This is a genomic window from Phenylobacterium sp. (assembly GCF_031412415.1).
Classification (GTDB): domain Bacteria; phylum Pseudomonadota; class Alphaproteobacteria; order Caulobacterales; family Caulobacteraceae; genus Phenylobacterium.
In genome coordinates, this window is sequence record NZ_JANOCX010000086.1 from 1 (window position 1) to 16992 (window position 16992).

At 67.4% G+C, this 16992-nt stretch carries 22 protein-coding genes; 12 read left to right on the plus strand and 10 right to left on the minus strand.

Translation table 11 applies throughout. From position 1 onward, the window contains the following. The 9 genes from RMO04_RS04545 to RMO04_RS04585 form a co-directional block, all read left to right on the plus strand. Positions 1 to 1398, plus strand: a 1398-nt coding sequence (locus RMO04_RS04545; protein WP_309643607.1) for a chemotaxis protein CheA, incomplete at its 5' end; no start/stop codon positions are given. Between the two features lie 2 nt (positions 1399 to 1400). Continuing rightward, entirely contained in the window at positions 1401 to 1868 is a 468-nt protein-coding gene (locus RMO04_RS04550) for a chemotaxis protein CheW (RefSeq protein WP_309643627.1), read from the plus strand. Further along, positions 1865 to 2737 (plus strand): protein-glutamate O-methyltransferase, encoded by an 873-nt coding sequence (locus tag RMO04_RS04555; RefSeq protein WP_309643608.1) that lies wholly within the window; start codon positions 1865 to 1867, stop codon positions 2735 to 2737. The genes RMO04_RS04550 and RMO04_RS04555 overlap by 4 nt, the downstream gene beginning before the upstream one ends. Next, positions 2734 to 3771 (plus strand): chemotaxis response regulator protein-glutamate methylesterase, encoded by a 1038-nt coding sequence (locus RMO04_RS04560; protein WP_309643609.1) that lies wholly within the window; start codon positions 2734 to 2736, stop codon positions 3769 to 3771. Before RMO04_RS04555 ends, RMO04_RS04560 begins: the two co-directional genes overlap by 4 nt. Next, positions 3771 to 4160, plus strand: a complete 390-nt coding sequence (locus RMO04_RS04565; RefSeq protein ID WP_309643610.1) for a response regulator — start codon at positions 3771 to 3773, stop codon at positions 4158 to 4160. Before RMO04_RS04560 ends, RMO04_RS04565 begins: the two co-directional genes overlap by 1 nt. Continuing rightward, positions 4157 to 4720: a chemotaxis protein CheD gene (locus RMO04_RS04570; protein ID WP_309643611.1), complete on the plus strand. Its 564-nt coding sequence runs from the start codon at positions 4157 to 4159 to the stop codon at positions 4718 to 4720. Before RMO04_RS04565 ends, RMO04_RS04570 begins: the two co-directional genes overlap by 4 nt. Continuing rightward, positions 4720 to 5088: a hypothetical protein gene (locus RMO04_RS04575; protein WP_309643612.1), complete on the plus strand. Its 369-nt coding sequence runs from the start codon at positions 4720 to 4722 to the stop codon at positions 5086 to 5088. The genes RMO04_RS04570 and RMO04_RS04575 overlap by 1 nt, the downstream gene beginning before the upstream one ends. Before the next feature lie 15 nt (positions 5089 to 5103). Beyond that, complete coding sequence (locus RMO04_RS04580) at positions 5104 to 5700, plus strand: response regulator (RefSeq protein WP_309643613.1); 597 nt, start codon at positions 5104 to 5106, stop codon at positions 5698 to 5700. Then, complete coding sequence (locus RMO04_RS04585; protein WP_309643614.1) at positions 5697 to 6146, plus strand: hypothetical protein; 450 nt, start codon at positions 5697 to 5699, stop codon at positions 6144 to 6146. Before RMO04_RS04580 ends, RMO04_RS04585 begins: the two co-directional genes overlap by 4 nt. 16 nt (positions 6147 to 6162) lie before the next feature. Here the strand turns inward: RMO04_RS04585 and RMO04_RS04590 are convergent, their stop codons facing one another. From RMO04_RS04590 to RMO04_RS04610, 5 genes are all read right to left on the minus strand, one after another. Further along, entirely contained in the window at positions 6163 to 6648 is a 486-nt protein-coding gene (locus tag RMO04_RS04590) for a hypothetical protein (protein WP_309643615.1), read from the minus strand. Beyond that, complete coding sequence (locus RMO04_RS04595) at positions 6645 to 7247, minus strand: response regulator (RefSeq protein ID WP_309643616.1); 603 nt, start codon at positions 7245 to 7247, stop codon at positions 6645 to 6647. The genes RMO04_RS04590 and RMO04_RS04595 overlap by 4 nt, the downstream gene beginning before the upstream one ends. Before the next feature lie 87 nt (positions 7248 to 7334). Next, complete coding sequence (locus RMO04_RS04600) at positions 7335 to 8843, minus strand: CehA/McbA family metallohydrolase (RefSeq protein WP_309643617.1); 1509 nt, start codon at positions 8841 to 8843, stop codon at positions 7335 to 7337. Then, positions 8843 to 10216: a TonB-dependent receptor domain-containing protein gene (locus RMO04_RS04605; protein WP_309643618.1), complete on the minus strand. Its 1374-nt coding sequence runs from the start codon at positions 10214 to 10216 to the stop codon at positions 8843 to 8845. The genes RMO04_RS04600 and RMO04_RS04605 overlap by 1 nt, the downstream gene beginning before the upstream one ends. Further along, on the minus strand, positions 10217 to 11311 hold the full coding sequence (locus tag RMO04_RS04610; protein WP_309643619.1) for a TonB-dependent receptor plug domain-containing protein: 1095 nt from the start codon (positions 11309 to 11311) through the stop codon (positions 10217 to 10219). A gap of 251 nt (positions 11312 to 11562) precedes the next feature. On the opposite strand from RMO04_RS04610, the gene RMO04_RS04615 reads away from it, so the two are divergent. After that, the gene (locus RMO04_RS04615) at positions 11563 to 12270 is read left to right on the plus strand and encodes a DUF899 family protein (RefSeq protein WP_309643620.1); all 708 of its coding nucleotides are present in this window, start codon (positions 11563 to 11565) and stop codon (positions 12268 to 12270) included. Between the two features lie 57 nt (positions 12271 to 12327). Here RMO04_RS04615 and RMO04_RS04620 read toward each other — a convergent pair whose 3' ends face one another. The 3 genes from RMO04_RS04620 to RMO04_RS04630 all read right to left on the minus strand — a co-directional run bounded on the left by RMO04_RS04620 (position 12328) and on the right by RMO04_RS04630 (position 14670). Next, positions 12328 to 13467 carry a thiolase C-terminal domain-containing protein gene (locus tag RMO04_RS04620; protein WP_309643621.1) on the minus strand — a complete coding sequence of 380 codons (1140 nt, stop codon included), beginning with the start codon at positions 13465 to 13467 and terminating at the stop codon, positions 12328 to 12330. 9 nt (positions 13468 to 13476) lie between these two features. Continuing rightward, positions 13477 to 13881 carry an OB-fold domain-containing protein gene (locus RMO04_RS04625; RefSeq protein WP_309643622.1) on the minus strand — a complete coding sequence of 135 codons (405 nt, stop codon included), beginning with the start codon at positions 13879 to 13881 and terminating at the stop codon, positions 13477 to 13479. A gap of 102 nt (positions 13882 to 13983) precedes the next feature. Continuing rightward, on the minus strand, positions 13984 to 14670 hold the full coding sequence (locus RMO04_RS04630) for a winged helix-turn-helix domain-containing protein (RefSeq protein ID WP_309643623.1): 687 nt from the start codon (positions 14668 to 14670) through the stop codon (positions 13984 to 13986). 100 nt (positions 14671 to 14770) lie between these two features. On the opposite strand from RMO04_RS04630, the gene RMO04_RS04635 reads away from it, so the two are divergent. Continuing rightward, on the plus strand, positions 14771 to 15079 hold the full coding sequence (locus RMO04_RS04635; protein WP_309643624.1) for an NIPSNAP family protein: 309 nt from the start codon (positions 14771 to 14773) through the stop codon (positions 15077 to 15079). Between the two features lie 5 nt (positions 15080 to 15084). Then, entirely contained in the window at positions 15085 to 15420 is a 336-nt protein-coding gene (locus tag RMO04_RS04640) for an antibiotic biosynthesis monooxygenase (protein ID WP_309643628.1), read from the plus strand. Here the strand turns inward: RMO04_RS04640 and RMO04_RS04645 are convergent. Both RMO04_RS04645 and RMO04_RS04650 read right to left on the minus strand, forming a co-directional pair. Then, on the minus strand, positions 15417 to 15797 hold the full coding sequence (locus tag RMO04_RS04645; protein WP_309643625.1) for a hypothetical protein: 381 nt from the start codon (positions 15795 to 15797) through the stop codon (positions 15417 to 15419). The two genes, RMO04_RS04640 and RMO04_RS04645, sit on opposite strands and share 4 nt — an antisense overlap. Continuing rightward, positions 15794 to 16822 (minus strand): phosphotransferase family protein, encoded by a 1029-nt coding sequence (locus tag RMO04_RS04650; protein WP_309643626.1) that lies wholly within the window; start codon positions 16820 to 16822, stop codon positions 15794 to 15796. Before RMO04_RS04650 ends, RMO04_RS04645 begins: the two co-directional genes overlap by 4 nt. Positions 16823 to 16992 lie beyond the last annotated feature (170 nt).

Below are 16992 nucleotides of genomic sequence, written 5' to 3' on the forward strand. Positions count from 1 at the left end.
CTGGCCCGCGTGGCCGGTGAAGCCGCACCGCAAGCCCAAATTGAACCCGAGCCGGCGCCCGAACCCTCCGCCGATCTGGACGTCGCCGCCCTGATCGCCAAGGCCCAGGCCCCCATCGACGCGCCGGCCGCCGCGGCTCCGAAGGCCGAGGCCCCCAAGGCCGCCGCCAATGCGGGCGGCCCCGCGACCGCCCCGACCGTCACCATCCGAGTCGATCTGGACCGTGTGGACCGCCTGATCAACGCCGTGGGCGAGCTGGTCATCCAGCAGGCCATGCTTTCGCAGCAGGTGATGGAGAGCGGCCTGGCCCGTTCGTCCAATGTCGCCCTTGGCCTCGAAGACCTCGAACTGCTGACCCGGGAGATCCAGGACAGCGTCATGGCCATCCGCGCCCAGCCGGTGAAGAGCGTGTTCCAGCGCATGCCGCGTCTGGCCCGCGAAGTCGCCGATATGACCGGCAAGCGCGTCAAGCTGGTCATGGAAGGCGAAGGCACCGAGGTCGACAAGACCGTGATCGAGCGTCTGACCGACCCGATCACCCACATGCTGCGCAACGCCATCGACCATGGCCTGGAGGATCCGGAGGGCCGTATCGCCGCCGGCAAGCCAGCCGAGGGCGTGGTACGCCTGCGCGCCCTGCATCGCGGGGGCCGCATCGTCATCGAGCTGCAGGACGACGGGCGCGGCATAAACCGTCCCCGGGTTCGCGGGATCGCCGTCGAGCGCGGGCTGATCGCCGAGGACGCGGTGCTGTCGGACGAAGAGATCGACAACCTGATCTTCCTGCCGGGCTTCTCAACGGCCGCGACCATTTCCGACATCTCCGGCCGCGGCGTCGGCATGGACGTGGTCCGCCGCTCGATCCAGGGCCTCGGCGGGCGCATCACCATTTCGTCGGAGCCCGGCAAGGGCTCGAAGTTCACCATGTCCCTGCCGCTGACCCTGGCGGTGTTGGACGGGATGGTGGTCACGGCGGCCGAGCAGACCCTGGTCGCTCCGCTTTCCGCGATCATCGAGAGCCTGACGCCCCGGGCCGAGGACGTCCATTTCGTCGGCGGCAAGGACGCGGTGATCCGGATCCGCGAGACCTTCGTGCCGCTGATCGATGTCGGCGTGGCGCTCGGCTTCCGCGAGACCGCCCTGCCCCCCGGCCAGGGCGTCGCCGTCCTGGTGGAGAGCGAAGGCGGCGGCAAGGCGGCCCTGTTGGTCGAGGCGATCCAGGGCCAGCGCCAGGTCGTGATCAAGAGCCTCGAGGCCAACTATCAGCAGATCGACGGGATCGCCGCGGCCACCATCCTGGGCGACGGCCGCGTGGCCCTGATCCTGGAAGTGGACGCGCTGGTCACCACGCAACGCCGTAAGCCCGCGCCGCGCCCCGAAAAGCGAATGGCTGGATGAGCATGATCGACAACCTGACCCATACCGCCGGCGCCCGACGTGAACTGATCGCCTTCCGGATTGGCGACCAGGAATTCTGCGTCGACATCATGCAGGTCCGCGAAATCCGCGGCTGGACCGCCTGCACGCCCCTGCCCCGCACCCCGTCCTACATGAAGGGCGTGATCAACCTGCGCGGCGCGGTGCTGCCGATCGTTGACCTGGGCGCGCGCCTTGGCCTGGCCACCACCGAACCGACCGCCCGCCACGTGATCATGGTCGTCAGCGTCGGCGGCCGCACCCTGGGCCTGCTGGTCGAGGCGGTCAGCGACATCATCAATATGAGCGACGACATGGTGCAGCCGACGCCCGACGTCGCCTGCGACCAGGTGAAGACCTTCGTGAAGGGCCTGTTCGCGATCGACGGGCGCATGGTCAGCCTGATCTCGCTGGACCGGGTCCTGCCCGAGACCGAGGCGGAGGCCGCATGAGCACCTCGCCAGACACCCGCCGCGGCGGTTCCGGACTCGTCGAGGGCGAGTTCCTGTTCACGACGGACGACTTCAACAAGATCGCCCAGATCCTCCACAGCCACGCCGGCATCGCGCTGGCCGAGGGCAAGGCGGCGCTCGTTTATTCTCGCCTGGCCAAGCGCCTGCGGTCCCTGGGACTGCGCTCGTTCCGCGACTACTGCGCCCTGGTGGAGGGATCGCAAGGCGTCGACGAACGCCAAGCCATGATGGCCGCGCTCACCACCAACGTGACCCGCTACTTCCGCGAGCCGCACCACTTCGACCACCTGCGCGACGTGGTGATGCCCAAGCTGGTCGACCGCGCCAAGAAGGGGGGCCGCATCCGCCTGTGGTCGGCGGCCTGCTCCAACGGCCAAGAACCCTATTCCATGGCCATCACGGTCTTGGCGGCCCTGCCCGATGCGGCCAACCTGGACGTGAAGATCCTGGCGACCGACATCGACCCCAACATGGTCGCCGAGGGCAAGGCCGGCGTCTATCGCGAGGATGCCGTCGCCCCGGTTCCCGTGGAGCTGCGGCGCAAGTGGTTCAAGAAGGCCGCCGGCGGCTGGGAAGTGGCCGATGAGCTGCGCCGCCTGGTGTCGTTCCGCGAGCTCAACCTGATCGGCGACTGGCCGATGCGCGGCAAGTTCGACGCCATCTTCTGCCGCAACGTGGTGATCTATTTCGACGAACCCACTCAAGAGCGCATCTGGACGCGGTTCGCCCCGATGCTGGAGCCGGGCGGCACGCTCTATATCGGCCACTCGGAACGGGTCACCGGCCCGGCGGTCAACATCTTCGAGACCACGGGCCTGACGACCTACGCCCTGAGGGCCGGCCGATGACCGTGGGTGTCCTGGTTGTCGACGACAGCGCCACCATGCGCGGACTGATCGGGGCTGCGTTGAAGCGCGACCCCGATATCGAGGTTCTGGGTTTCGCCAACGACGCCATCGAGGCGCGCGAGCAGATCAAGAAGCTGAATCCGGACGTGGTGACGCTGGATATCGAGATGCCGCACATGAACGGCCTCGATTTCCTGGAAAAGATCATGCGCCTGCGACCGACGCCTGTGGTGATGGTCTCGACCCTGACCCAGTCCGGGGCCGAGATCACCCTGCAGGCCCTGGAGCTGGGCGCGGTGGATTGCGTGGCCAAGCCGGTGGGCGGGGTCACCGTACAGCAGGCCTTCGCCGACCTAACCGCCAAGGTGAAGGCCGCCGCCAAGGCGCGGGTGAAACCCTATGGCGGGCCGATTATCCCGGTGGAACGCGATCTCGGCTATCGCGCCTCCGACGTCATCCTGGCCCTGGGCTCGTCGACCGGCGGGGTTGAGGCCCTGATGACCATCCTTGCCAATTTCCCCGACACCTGTCCGCCGACCGTGATCACCCAGCACATGCCCGCGACCTTCACCAAGAGCTTCGCCGCGCGCCTGGACCGCATCTCCGGCGCCCATGTGACCGAGGCCCAGGACGGCGATCGCCTGCAGCCGGGCCACGTCTACATCGCACCGGGCGGCGACGCGCACATGGAGATCGCCTCGTCCTCGCATCCGGTGATCCGGCTGCGCGCCGGAGAGCCGATCAACGGCCACCGCCCGTCCGTCGACGCGCTGTTCGAATCCGTCGCCAAGCTGAACCGACCCAGCGTGGGCGCGATCCTGACCGGCATGGGCCGCGACGGCGCCCAGGGCCTCCTGGCCATGAAGAAGGCCGGCGCCCGCACCCTTGGCCAGGACGAGCCGTCCTGCGTCGTCTACGGCATGCCCCGCGTCGCCTTCGAGATCGGCGCGGTCGACAAACAAGTGGGCCTGTCCCGGATGGGCCCAGCCATACTGAACCTCTGCGCGGCCGCAGAAACCCAGAGGAGCGCCTGATGCCCGCCGCCGTCTCGATCAAGACCCTGATCGTCGATGATCAACAGACCATGCGCTCGCTGATCCGCACGAGTCTGCATGCGCTGGGCATCACCCAGACTCGTGAGGCGCCCGATGGCGAGGAAGCCTTGCGCAATCTGCTGAGCGCGCCGGTGAACCTAGTGATCACCGACTTCAACATGCCCAAGCTGGACGGTCTGGGCCTGCTGCGCGCGATCCGGGCCCATGGACCCACCGCCAAGACCGCGGTGATCATGCTGACCGGGCGCGCCGACCGCGAACTGGTGCAGCGCGCCGTGCAGTTTGGCGTCAACAACTACCTGGTGAAGCCGTTCACGACCCAGACCCTCAAAGAAAAAATCGAAGCGGTGTTCGGCCCCCTCACATGATCGTTGAAAACGTCTCCAAGCGACCAGAGAAGCGGATTCATGTCGTGCAGGGTGAGCACGCCATCTCCTGCGATCCCGACGTCCTGATGACCACGATCCTTGGATCGTGCGTGGCCGTGTGCATGCGCGACCCCAAGACCGGAGTGGGCGGGATGAACCACTTCCTGCTTCCGGAGGGCAAGGCGGACGGGGTGGACAATGAAAGCCGCCGTTACGGCGCCTACGCCATGGAACTCTTGATCAACGAACTGCTGCGCTCCGGCGCGCGGCGCGAGCGGCTGGAAGCCAAGCTGTTTGGCGGCGCCCGGATGTTCGGCGGCCTGTCCGACGTCGGCGCCTCAAACGCCGCCTTCGCCGAGAAATTTCTGCGCGACGAAGGCATTCCGCTGGTGGGCTCCAGCCTGGGCGGCCTACAGGCGCGCCGGGTTCAGTACTGGCCGACCACGGGGCGGGCGCAACAAAGAACCGTCACTGATAACGCCGAGCTAACCCGTTTGCGCAATCCTGTACGAATCAAGCCCGAGCCAGTCGAGGACGAGGGGTCTGTGGAGCTGTTTTGATGACGCGAACCGCCGCCGCCATCCAGACCCCAGAGGTCCTCGCCTCCATCGCCGTGGAACTGGAGCATGCCGGAGAGCTGTGCGACCGGCTGGAGACGCTTGTCACCCTGCTGGTTCGCGCCAGCCGCGGTGAGCCGCTGGCCATCGCCCTGGAAGAAGCCCAGACCGTCGACGTGCTGACCCAGCATCTCGCGGCCCTGGCCACGTTCACCCGCAAGCTGTCCGCCCAGGCGGCGAGCGGCGGCTATGATCTCACCGACGCCGTGGCCGGCGTCACCCTTGGCGATCTGGCCAACCGGCTCGCCCAGGCGACGCGCGACACCCCGTCCCGAATCAAGGCCGACGCCGGCGACCTAGACCTCTTTTAGACAGGCCAATCCCCCATGGGCCTTGATCCAAAAATTCGCATCAATCTCGACCGCTCGGTGGTCCTGTTGGTCGATGACAATCCCCAGGCGCTGGAGGCCCTGACCGCGATGTTCCGCGGCTTCGGAGTTCGCAAGCAGTTCAAGTGCGGATCGGGCGCCGAGGCCATGCACGTGGTCAAGACCCAGGAACTGGACTTGATCGTCATCGACAGCGCCATGCCGGACATGGACGGCTACGACTTCGTCCAGTGGCTTCGTCGCGAGGCGCCGGACGCGGCCAAGTTCACGCCGGTGATCATGCTGACCGGCCACGCCGCCCGGACGGTGGTGGAGAAGAGCCGCGATTCCGGCGCGAACTTCGTGGTCTCCAAGCCCTTCACCCCAGAGGTCCTGCTGCAGCGGGTCTTCTGGGTGGCCAAGGACGAACGACAGATGGTGGTGGCCGAGGGCTATGTGGGCCCCGACCGACGCTTCAAGAACCTCGGCCCTCCCCTCGGGGTCAAGGGCCGCCGCAAGGACGACCTGTCGACCCACGTCGGCGCGGCGAAGGACCCGAACCTGGATCAGTCGGATATCGACATGTTGATGAAACCCGCGAAGGTGCAGCTGTGAGCGAGGCAGAGTTCGTCAAGGTCAAGTACCGCCTGACCGAGCAGGTCGCCCGTCCGGGCGGCATGACCGCGGGCCTGGCCAGCGAGCGCGCCCAGCGCGAACTCGCCGCCCATGCCGGCGACGCCATGAAGTCGCTCGGCGGCATGATCGGCCGCCTGGAAGTCATGTGCAAAGAGCGCACGGCGAGCCTCGACAGCGTCTATGAGGAAGGCTCGACCATCCTCGACATCGCGGGCCTGTTCAACAAGCGCGTGCTCTGCGACGCCTGTTACAGCCTTTGCGAACTGGTGGATCGTCAGCGCACGCACAAGCGTGCGGATTGGACCAGCATCGGGGTGCATGTCAGCGCCCTGCGCCTGCTCTGGACGAAGGATGGCGAAGATCCGGCGTCTCTCAAGTCGGTGGTCGACGGCCTCTGGACCATCACTGACCGCTTGAACCCCTAGACGGCTCCGGCGCCGCCTATTCCGGCGGCGTCTCGGGCCGAGCGTAGCGTTGGCTGACCTTGCGCAGGCCGGCCAGGATCGCCTGGGTGCCGGTCGCGTCGGCCGCGCCTTCGGTGTGGAGCAGCAGGCGAAAGGCGCGCAGGTGGACGGCCACCGCATTGGCGTCCCAACGCTCCTGGCCCTTCAGATAGTCCAGCAAGTCCGACAGGCTGATCAGGGCGGTGTCCACCGAGGCGAGGCCGCAGACGCTGGGGATACCGATCGGCGTGGCGACGATCGCGTAGAGCTCGTCCAGCAGCGCCCGGTCGTACTCCGGCCCGGCCCGCGCGGCGCAGCTCTCGGCGGAGTCGAGCACGCCCTTCAGTTCGGCCAGGCACTCGCCCCTCAGGCTCTCCAGACCGGCGCCGGCGCGCTGAACGGCATCGGCCACGGGCAGGCCGCCCGGCGTGCGCAACAGCTTGGCCAACCGCACCGGCGGGATGTGGATTCGTACAGAGCTCACAGTTCCACCCGTCGAGTCTTGAGCAGGCCGTCAATAACGTCCTGTTCCATGTTGGGGGTTTCGGCCTCGCCGACCTCGGCGGGCATGTCGTCACGGCGACGGCCCACCGTCCCGGCCGGCACGCCCTCGTTCTTGAAGCGGCGATCGGGGCCCATGTAGCTGTCGCACTCGACGAACCGCCGGCCCTCCTTGGAGATCCAGAGGATCCGTTCCAGGACCGCGATCGGGGTCAGCGGCTTGGCCATGATGAAGTGGGCGCCGCAGTCACGGGCCTTGGACACCGCTTCGCGCGGCGTGTGGCCGGCGGTAAGCAGGACCGGCGCGAAACAGTTGGGCTCGATACGGCTCTGGCGCAGCCACTTGACGAAGTCATAGCCCTCGCCCTCGGCGCCCATGGCGTCGGCGATCACCAGGTCGACCTCGACCTTCTGAATGGTGGCCTGCGCTTCCTCGACGGTCTCGCAGCGATGCAGCGTCTTGGCCCCAAAGCCCGTCAGGATCTGGACCAGTATGCTCATGCCCATGGTCGATTCCTCGAGCATGAGCACCGAGGCCCGCTCGAGATTGAAGCGGGCGCGGGATTCAGGATTAAGCCCCATGACTTTCCCGGCGAACTACCATCCGACAGGCATAGACCCGATAGGGTTAAGAAGAGATTCAGCCTGCCGGGCCGCGACGATGCGCCGCTAGCGTCGCGGGTTCAGGTAGATCGGGTTGCCCAGCAACAACAGCCGGCCGTCCATCCCGCGGACATCCACGCGCAGCCACGATGTCCGCCCGTCCGAGGTGAAATCGAACACCTTGGCGGCGTCAGGGCCGGTGAGCGTGAGGTCGACCGAAGCCGCCCCGGAGCTTCCGGCAAGGGCCAACGATCCGCCGGCGACGCCCACCACGCGGACCTCGACCCGCACCTTCGTCCCGGCCGGCGCGGCCAGGCCGTCGCCCATCTGCGCCCGCGCCGACCCCGTCGTGGCCTGGACGTCCAACAGTCGGTCTCGGGTCCCGGCGAGATCGAGAAAGACATGGCCCCGGGCGATGGCCGCCAGGATCGCGGTCTGGCTGAGTTCCGGTGCGTGAACCACGGTTGTCGGCAAGCCGATGGCGGGCGCCTTCGCCGGCGCCAGCGTGGCGTCGTGATTGTCAGAGCCGCCGATGGCGGTGATCCGGTGTCCGGCGTTCAGCCGCGCCTCCCAGAAAGCTAGTCCCGACAACGGACCTTCGGCCAGGCCGCCGTTGACCACCTCGATCGCCGCGATGCGCGAGAAATCTGTGTCCTTCACCGACCAGCCGCAGCCCATGCAGGCCTCGCCCGACGGCAGGCCCGGATGGTTGATGGAGACCAGCCCCCCGGCCGCCCGCGCCTGATCCAGGATCGTCGCCAGAGTCGAGGCCCGCGGGCTTCCGAGTTGGAAGTCGGTGGCCGAGACGGGGCCGAACAGGTTGGCGTGGCCGTGGAAGGTGGTGAGCTCCCGGCCCGGGATCAGCAGCAGGTCGTCGAAATAGGGCGCCAACTCGCGCATGGCCGCGAAGTGCGAGGTCGCATTGTGGTCTGTGATCGCGATGAAATCGAGCCCCCGGGCCGCCGCTGCTTCAGCGGTTTTGAACACCGGGCACGGGACCTTCGCACCCCGCCGCGACAGGCAGGATCCGTCGGAATGGCCGGTGTGCATGTGCAGGTCGCCGCGCCACCAGCGATCGCCTGTGGCGGTGGGCGCCGGGGCGAATCCCGCGAAGGCCGCGCCCTTTCGGTCGAACCAGACCTGAGCGACATAGTCGGCCCGCGAATCCTTGCGGATATTCGGGGCGCCCAGCACCAGCCGCCAGGTCCCCGCCTTCAGCGGTCCCGGCAGATAGGATGGGGTGGCGTCGCTCTCCGCCAGGGTGAAGCTGGCCTTGTTCCCCCCGCTCCAGCCGCGGAACCGCTCGGGGTCGCGCAGGCCAAGGTCGATGACCGAGCGCTCCGCCTTGCCGGTGTAGGCGAAGGTTACGGTGATCCGTTCCACCCCCGCCGGGACCTTGAACGGAACCTCCGTATAGGTCTCGTGCGCCGCGCCCGTCAGGGTTCCGGTCAGGGTCAGGTCAGGCGCGCGCGGGCTCTGGGCCCGCGCGGCCGCGACCTCGAAGAAAAGCGCCAGGACGGCTAGGGCCAGCAGAACGGCCCCAGCCCTCAGCCCTTGCTGAAGGGTTCGGATCATCAGAACCGGTATAGCACGGCGGCCCGGAACGCGCGGCCCAGCTCGGGACGAGCCAGGTAGTAGCGCGCGCCGGTCTCGCCCGAGATGAACTGGCCGGCCCGTGGGTTGCCTTCGGTCAGGCCGATCTCGTTGGTGAGATTGGTGCCATAGGCGTAGAGGGTCAGGTTGTCCGTCAGGTTGTAGCGGACCTGGGCGTTCACCAGGAAATAGTCAGGGATGATCAAGGTGTTGGCGGCGTCCGAGAACCGCTTGCCGTAATACTGGAGGTCGCCCTCCAGCCGCAGCTTGCCGTCCAGCAGGTTGAAGCCCGGGGTAATCCGTCCACTGACTTTCGGCGCCCGCACCTGGACATTATCGGAGAAGTCGCTGACGACCAGCACGCCGCCGACATTCGTGTTGAACTTGAAATCGCCGAAGCGGGGGTCCTGCGCCGTGCCGGTGAAGGTCACGTCGAACCAATCCGTCGGCCGGACCACGCCTTCCAACTCGACGCCGTACGAGCTCGTCGATGTGAACTCGGTGCGGCTGACGAAGGTGTTGGTGATCGGGTCGAACCGGGTCTCGCTGAACGACTGGCTGTCATAGGCCGTGTAGAAGGCCGTCGCGTAGAGGCTGAACATCGGCCGGCTGATCTTGAAGCCAGCCTCCGCCATCTTGGTCTTTTGGGTCCGCGGATCGGTGCGGGTCGGATTGGTCAGGAAATCGCCCAGCGACGGCAGGCGGAAGCCCGCCGTGTAGCGCGCGAAGACGCCCATGTCGGGGTCGATCTGATAGTTGATCCCCGCCGTCGCCGCCCAGCCGTCGAAGTCGCGGTCGAGGGGGTCGAACACCCCCGTGCCGCTCAGCACCTGGTCGTCGGCCAGGCTGGCCGACTGGCCCAGATTGATGGTCGAACTGCGCTCGTTGCGGCCGGACAGCTCGATCCGCTCCCAGCGCGCGCCCAGGTCGATGCGCAGCTTGTCGTTCAGGCTCCACTCGTCGGCGGCGTAGAGGGCCACGGTGTTGGACTCGCCCTCCGCGTTGTTGAACTGCAGCCCGTAGCGCGAGATGCCGTTCTCGGTGATGTTGGCCACCACCGCGCCCGCGGCGTTCAGACCCACCAGGTTCAGCAGGCGGGCGTTATCGCGCACGTCGACCAGGGCCGAGGCGCCGGTCTGGAAGAAGGTCTCCTCGACCTTGGCGTAGTAAAGGCCGACGGCCACGTCATGGCGCTGGTCGCCCACCTCGAACGTCTTCACCAGCCGGAAGTCGTTGATCAGTTCGTCCAGGGTGATGTCCTGCTCGCGCATGGAGGCGTCCATGATCAGGCCGGTGCCGTTCTCGGCCGCGACGTTGAACACCTGGCTGGGCGCGTTGACGAAGCGGATCTGCACCTAGGTCACGCCCAGGGCGGCCGGCAGGGTGCGCTGGAGGTCGGCGATGCGCTGCGCGGCCTGGATCGGTGTGTTGGGGAAGAGGCCCGCGCGCTCCAGGTCGCTGGTACGGTAACGCAGGTTGTCGCGCACCTCCCAGCCGCCGCCCAGGTCGTACTTGAAGGCCAGGGTCGACTGGGTCAGCTTGACGTCGGCGCCCTTGGTCAGGTCGAAATCGAACGGCCCACGGTTGCTCCGGAACGTGAACTTGCTGGTCTCGGGCCCGGCGAAGGTGCCGTAGTTGGCGTCGAAGCCGGGCACCTCGGCGGTGTCGCCATTGGCGTCGAAGGTCAGCGGGATGCCGAGGAAGAAGATGGTGTTGTCGTCCAGGTGCTTGATGTTGAAGTCGATGGAGCCGCGCTCGAAATCGCGGCCGATCGAGACCCGGATCTGGCCACCCTCGTCGGCGCGGAAGCCCGGATCGCGCACCCCGTCGCTGACCCGGTAGAAGCCGCCCACCCCGACACGGAAGCCCGCCACCGGTCCGCCCAGCCAGAAGTCGCCGCGCGCCAGGCCATAGTCGCCGGCCTGGGCCTTCACCAGACCCTCGAAGGTGTCGGACCCCTTGCGGGTGATGAAGTTCACCGTCCCGCCCGGACCGTAGGAGGCGAACACCGAGGACGGGCCGCCCCGCACCACTTCCAAGCGTTGAACGGTCTCGTCCATGCGGAAGGAGAAGTCGGAGTTGAGGAAGCCCAGGCCGCCGTCGTGCTGGATCGGGGCACCGTCCTCCTGCAGGGCGATGGCGGAATAGCCTTCCAGCGGAATGCCGCGGGCGCGGATATTGGCGCCGGCCTCGCCGCCGGAGGCCTCGACCCAGAAGCCGGGGACGTTCTTGAGCGCCTCGGCGACACTGACGGGTGATTGCAGGCGCAGCTTCTCTTCGCTCACCGTGGTGATCGCATAGCTGGCCTCGACCTTCTTCTGGTCGCTGCCGGCGGCGCGGGCCGTGACGATCAGTTCCTCGACCTCGGCGCCGGCGGTGTCATCGGCGAAGGCGGGCGCGGCGGCGCAAAGCGCGGCGGACGCCGCGGCGGCGAAAAGAATCGATTTCATGGAAAAGCCCTTCAGAAACACATCTGAGCCGGGCCTTAGCCGCCGCACTTATCGCTCCCGCGACGGTTCGTTCGCAGTTTTGTTGCGGTGCAAAAACAACACCCGGGGACGGACGATGTCGATGTTGGCGGGAAGGTCGTGACGCAAACTCGGCCGTAATTCCGGTGCGACGGGAAAACACGTGCGTCTCCAAGCCTTGCCAGAACCCCTGGCGGGCTGGCGGGTTACCCTTCCGAAACGGAGAACGCCCCATGGACGCCAAGACCGAGACCTTGCTCCCCGCCGGCCAGCTTGCCCGCGACAATCCCGTGCGCTTTCCCAACGAGAGCCCCGAGTATCGCGCCGCGCGCACCGCCCTGCTGGCGGAGGAGATCGAGTTGCGCCGGCATCTGGAGCGGGTCTCCGCCCAGCGCCGAACCTTGCCGCCGGGGGGCGAAGTCCGCGGCGACTACCGCTTCGAAGGCGAAGAGGGAGAGGTCGGGTTCGCCGGCCTGTTCGGCGACAAGCCGACGCTCGCGATTTACAGCTACATGTTCGGGCCGGAGCGCGACCGCCCCTGCCCCTTGTGCACGAACCTCCTGGGCGGCTTTGAGGGGAACGCCGCCGACATCGACCAGCGGCTCTCGCTGGTCCTCGTCGCCCGCTCGCCCATCGCGCGTCTTACCGCCTGGAAGCAGGAAAGGGGCTGGAAGAACCTGCGGCTCTACACCGATCTCAACAGCGCCTATTCCCGCGACTATTTCGGCCTACTCCCCGATGGATCGGAGGTGCCGGCCTTCAACGTCTTCACCCGCCGCGACGGAACGATCCGCCACTTCTGGTCCGGCGAAATGAGCGGCTCCACTGCCGACCCGGGCCAGGATCCCCGCGGCGCGCCCGACCTGGCGCCCCTGTGGAACGTGCTCGACACCACCCCCGAGGGGCGTGGCAAGGACTGGTATCCGAAGCTCGACTACTAAGAAGCTTTCGCACCTCATGCTGCGCAGCATGAGGTGCGGTAAGTCTTTGTAGTTAGATCATTTCTCGTTTCCGAAGATGATCGTGCCGGAGGCCGCGAACATGCCGCCCACCCCGTGGCAGACGCTGATCTTGGCGTCTTTCACCTGGGCCGGAGCGATCCCGCGAAGCTGGCGCACCGACTCCTGCAGGGCGTACATGCCGTACATGCCTGAGTGCATGTAGGAGAGCCCGCCGCCGTTCGTGTTCAGCGGCAACTTGCCCCCGATCGCGGTGTGACGCTCATTGATGAAGTCCTTGGCCTCGCCGGGCTTGCAGAAGCCCAGATCCTCCAGGCCGTAGAGCGGCAGATGGGCGAAGGCGTCGTAGATCATCAGGTGGTCGACGTCGGCGTGCTTGATTCCCGCCTCGTCGAAGGCCTTCTTGCCTGAGACCCGGAAAGCCTTGGAGGTGTTGAAGTCCTCCATCTGGCTGACCAGCGGGGTCTCGACGCTCTCACCCGTGCCCAGCACATAGACCGGCTTGTTCGGGAAGTCCTTGGCGCGGTCGGCGCTGGTCAGGATCAGGGCCCCGCCGCCGTCGGTGACGAGGCAGCACATCAGCATGCGGAACGGCCAGGCGATCATCGGCGAGTTCAGCACGTCGTCGATGGTGATGGGGTCCTTGAAGCTGGAGCGCGGATTGAGCGCGGCCCACTCCCGCTGGACCACGGCGACCATGGCCAGGTCTTCCTCGGTCACGCCGTGGGTCTTCATGTAGCGAAGCACCGGGATCGTGAACATGGTCGGCGGGCTGGTGACGCCGTAGGGCATCTCGAACTGGCCCATCAGGCTGGACGGCGAGCGGCCGAAGCCCCCGGCCCCAACGCGCGAGCGACCCGATTCGCCGTGGGTGATAAGGACGGTCTTGCACAGGCCCTCGTTGATCGCCGCCGCGGCGTGGCGGACATGCAGCATGAACGAGCAGCCGCCGACGCTGGTGCCGTCGGCGTAGGTGGGGGTGATGCCCAGATAGTGCGCCAGCTCGACCGGCGAGATGCCGGCGCAGGCCACGCCGTCGATGTCGGACGGGTTGAGCCCCGCGTCCTTCATGGCGTTCAGCGCGGCGTCCGCGTGCAGGCCGATCACGGACACGTCCGGAATCTTGCCCATCTTGGTGGTTTCGGCGGCCCCGACGACCGCGACGGAATTCTGCTTCATGGTCTCGCCTCAGCCCTTCGCCGGTTGGAACAGGGGCAGCGAGATGGTGTCGCTGATCTTCTCGAAAACGACCTCGAGCGGCATGTCGAGGACCAGCGCCTCAGGCGTCTGCGGGCAGCCCACGATGTTGGTCATCATCCGCGGGCCTTCCTCCAGTTGCACCACGGCGATGGAGTGCGGCTCGGTCCCCATGTCGGGGCGCGGACGGGCGTTGATCACGTAGGAATAGAGCGTCGCCTTGCCGGAAGCCTTGAAGACCTCGACATCGCGCGAGCCGGTCTTCGGACAGAACGGGCGCGGCGGGAAATAGGCTTCGCCCGTCGCTTTGTTACGCTGCAGGAGCAGTTCGCCCCGGGCTGCGCCGTCCCAGAAATGCTGGGTCTCCGGCGTGGGTTCAGGCGCCATTCTCGGCATATGGAAATCGTCCCTAATGAAAAATCGTTGCGGCAAGTCCCGACTGAAGCGGGCGGCGCAGCAAACCCGACCGCGACGCGAATGTCGAGGCGCTGCGACGCCTCATGAGGGTGATGGGAATGCAGCCCTGAAGGCCGCCAGGCCCGGCGCCGAGAAGTTGACCACGCGCGTACCCTCGACCCGTCGCGCCCAGCCGCGCGCGTAGATCCGGTCCAGCAAGGCCCGCCCAAGCGCGCCGCCCATGTGACTGCGCCGGACGCTCCAGTCGAGGCAGGCCTTGCAGAGCGGGCGGCGGCCCCGCGCCAGGCCGCCGGTCTCCACGCCGAACGCGCGCATGAACTCCGCGCCCTCGCCCGTCAGGCAGAGCGAACCCTCGCGGTCTTGCACGAGGGCGCGATCCGTCAGGCTGTCCAACATAGCCACGCCCAGGTCTCCCGCCAGATGATCGTAGCAGACCCGCGCCTGGCGGAGGGCCGGCTCGCTGGGACCCGGTCGCACGCGGCGGTGACCGGCGCGCTCGGCCAAACCCATCAGGGTTTCGAGTAGATCGGCGACCTCGTCGCTGGCCAGGGTGAAATAGACGTGGCGGCCCTGGCGACGTCCCACGATCAAGCCTCCGTCGACAAGCTTGGCGAGGTGGCTGGACGCGGTCTGCGGCGTGACGCCGGCCTCGCGGGCAAGCTCGCCGGCGGTGAAAGCCTGGCCGGCCATCAGCGCCGCCAGCATGTTCGCCCGCGCCGGATCGCCCAGCAGGGCGGCGATGCGAACGATGTCGGGACCCAGCTTCATGCCTCGAGCCTAGCACGGCGCGGACGTGGACGCTTCGACCTGGATCGAACCGTGAGGGACAGTGGCGGAGTTAGGATGGGGCGTTCAATCCGGAGCCCCCATGACCGTCACCTGCGCCATCCGCTATGTCATCGATCCCTTCCAGCGCGACGCCTTCGAGGCCTATGCGCGCAACTGGTTGACCATCATCCCGGCCTGCGGCGGCGACCTGCTGGGCTACTGGCTGCCGCACGAAGGCACGAACAACATCGCCCACGCCCTGATCTCCTTTGAGAGCCTCGCGGCCTACGAGACCTATCGAGCTCGGCTGAAAACCGACCCTGCCGGGGCCGCCAACTTCGCCATGGCTCAGACCCAGCGCTTCATCCTGTCGGAAGAGCGCACCTTCCTGACCCCGGTGATGCTTTGATCGCGGTGATCTTCGAGGCCGAGCCGGCGATGGGTCGGTTCCAGACCTATCTCGACATCGCCGCGGGTCTTCGACCGCTGTTGGACGACATCGACGGCTTCATTTCCATCGAGCGGTTCGAGAGCCTCAGCACGCCCGGCAAGGTGCTGTCCCTATCGTTCTGGCGCGACGAGGCGGCGGTGGCGGCGTGGCGGCGGCTGGAAGCGCATCGCTCGGCGCAAGCCGCCGGACGGGCGGCGGTGTTTGCGGACTATCGCTTACGGGTAGCGAGCGTCTTGCGAGACTACGGGATGGCCGAGCGGGACGAAGCCCCGGCGGATTCGCGAGCGGCGAACAGCTAGGCCGGCGACCCGGCCACCAGGCGGCGCTCCGTCGATGCCACGAGCTCGGCCCAGATGGCGGCCTCCTTCGCCGGGTCCTTGCCCTCGACCTGCGCTTGGAGCGCGATCAGGGCGGCGCGCAGTCGGGCGTTTTCCACCGACAGCGCCGAGAGTCGCAGGTCGTCATCGGACCCTGCCTCGCCCAGCAGCGACCGGATCGCGCGGTTCTCCTGGACCAGGTTGTGCGCCGCCCCGTCCCAGGCCTGGGCGGCGAAGCCCAGAAGGGCGGCGGATAGGCCCAACGCGCTGGCGCGTTCGGCGGGAGGAAGACTCGGGTCGGCGTTGCGAGCCAGCAGGCCCGCGGTCTCGATCAGGACGGCGGGGACATCGGGTTTCATAGGCGTCCCATCACCTTCAGCGCGGCGCGGTCCTGAGCGTTCTGCAGGGCCCAGGGCGGATAGGCCATGATCGGTTCGCGGTTGCCGCCGTCGATCCAGGCCCGCGCCGAGGAAACCCAGATCGCCTGGCCCTTCACGCAGTTGAACAGGGTCCACCACTGGAGCGCCGCAGGGTCGGCCTTGAGCCCGCTGGATCGTTCCCAGATCGCCACCGCCTCGTCCTGCGGGATCAGTCCACCGGCCAGGACGCGGCCGAAGCTCCAGACCGGATTGAAGCTCCAGCCCAGGTCTTCCAGCGGATCGCCCAGGTGGGCCATCTCCCAGTCGAGGACCCCGTGGATCTCGCCCTTGGTGTCGAATAGGAAGTTGCCGGTTCGGTAGTCGCCATGCACGACGCCCACCTTCTGGGCCGGCGGCGGCGGGTTGGCGCGCAGCCAACGGATCGCCGCGCGGATGATCGGCAGGGGTTCGGCCTCGTCCTCGTCCAGCACGCCCTCCCAGTAAACCAGCTCGCGTTTCCAGCAGGCGTCGGCCGTGACCGGCTCCATCACCTTGTCCAGGCCCAGGGCCAGGGGGTCGGCCTTGGCGATCTCGCCCAGGATCGTCCACTTCCGCTCGGCCAGATGCTGATGACAGCCTGCGTAGGGCTCGGCCCACAGCAGGCCCGGCGAGGCCTGGTGGCCGGCGATTTCCTCGGCGACGAAGAAGGGGTGGTCGAGGGCGGCGTCGGCTTCCTCCAGCCACAGCATCTCCGGCACGGGGACCGCCGAGCCGTGGAAGGCGCGATAGGCCTCGAACTCGATCCGCCGTTCGGTGTCGATCAATGAGGCGGGCGGATCGCGGCGCAGGATCAGCTTGCGCTCGCGTGGCGTCCCCGCCGCGTCCCGCCAGGTCAGCCGGAAGCGATAGGTCTCCCGCGAGGCGCCGCCCGAGATGCGGCCCAGGCTGTCGACCGCCACCTCGCTCGCCTCCGGCATCCGGCCGGCGATATAGGCAGCCAGCCGGGGCTCCAGCGTCGAACTCACCGGCTCAGGCCATCTCGAAGGCGATGGGAAGGCTCTTGGGGCCGTTGACGAACACAGCCAGCGACTGCTTGGCCTCGCCGTTCAGCCGCAGGCTCTTCAAGCGAGGCAGCATCTCTTCCCAGAGTATCCGCATCTCCATCTTGGCCAGGTGCTGGCCAAGGCAGAGGTGC

Bases quoted from the DNA above. Each gene is read 5' to 3' on its own strand.
- RMO04_RS04550 (WP_309643627.1), top strand. From the start codon at position 1,401: ATGATCGACAACCTGACCCATACCGCCGGCGCCCGACGTGAACTGATC.
- RMO04_RS04555 (WP_309643608.1), top strand. From the start codon at position 1,865: ATGAGCACCTCGCCAGACACCCGCCGCGGCGGTTCCGGACTCGTCGAG.
- RMO04_RS04560 (WP_309643609.1), top strand. From the start codon at position 2,734: ATGACCGTGGGTGTCCTGGTTGTCGACGACAGCGCCACCATGCGCGGA.
- RMO04_RS04565 (WP_309643610.1), top strand. From the start codon at position 3,771: ATGCCCGCCGCCGTCTCGATCAAGACCCTGATCGTCGATGATCAACAG.
- RMO04_RS04570 (WP_309643611.1), top strand. From the start codon at position 4,157: ATGATCGTTGAAAACGTCTCCAAGCGACCAGAGAAGCGGATTCATGTC.
- RMO04_RS04575 (WP_309643612.1), top strand. From the start codon at position 4,720: ATGACGCGAACCGCCGCCGCCATCCAGACCCCAGAGGTCCTCGCCTCC.
- RMO04_RS04580 (WP_309643613.1), top strand. From the start codon at position 5,104: ATGGGCCTTGATCCAAAAATTCGCATCAATCTCGACCGCTCGGTGGTC.
- RMO04_RS04595 (WP_309643616.1), bottom strand. From the start codon at position 7,247: ATGGGGCTTAATCCTGAATCCCGCGCCCGCTTCAATCTCGAGCGGGCC.
- RMO04_RS04600 (WP_309643617.1), bottom strand. From the start codon at position 8,843: ATGATCCGAACCCTTCAGCAAGGGCTGAGGGCTGGGGCCGTTCTGCTG.
- RMO04_RS04610 (WP_309643619.1), bottom strand. From the start codon at position 11,311: ATGAAATCGATTCTTTTCGCCGCCGCGGCGTCCGCCGCGCTTTGCGCC.
- RMO04_RS04615 (WP_309643620.1), top strand. From the start codon at position 11,563: ATGGACGCCAAGACCGAGACCTTGCTCCCCGCCGGCCAGCTTGCCCGC.
- RMO04_RS04620 (WP_309643621.1), bottom strand. From the start codon at position 13,467: ATGAAGCAGAATTCCGTCGCGGTCGTCGGGGCCGCCGAAACCACCAAG.
- RMO04_RS04625 (WP_309643622.1), bottom strand. From the start codon at position 13,881: ATGCCGAGAATGGCGCCTGAACCCACGCCGGAGACCCAGCATTTCTGG.
- RMO04_RS04630 (WP_309643623.1), bottom strand. From the start codon at position 14,670: ATGAAGCTGGGTCCCGACATCGTTCGCATCGCCGCCCTGCTGGGCGAT.
- RMO04_RS04635 (WP_309643624.1), top strand. From the start codon at position 14,771: ATGACCGTCACCTGCGCCATCCGCTATGTCATCGATCCCTTCCAGCGC.
- RMO04_RS04645 (WP_309643625.1), bottom strand. From the start codon at position 15,797: ATGAAACCCGATGTCCCCGCCGTCCTGATCGAGACCGCGGGCCTGCTG.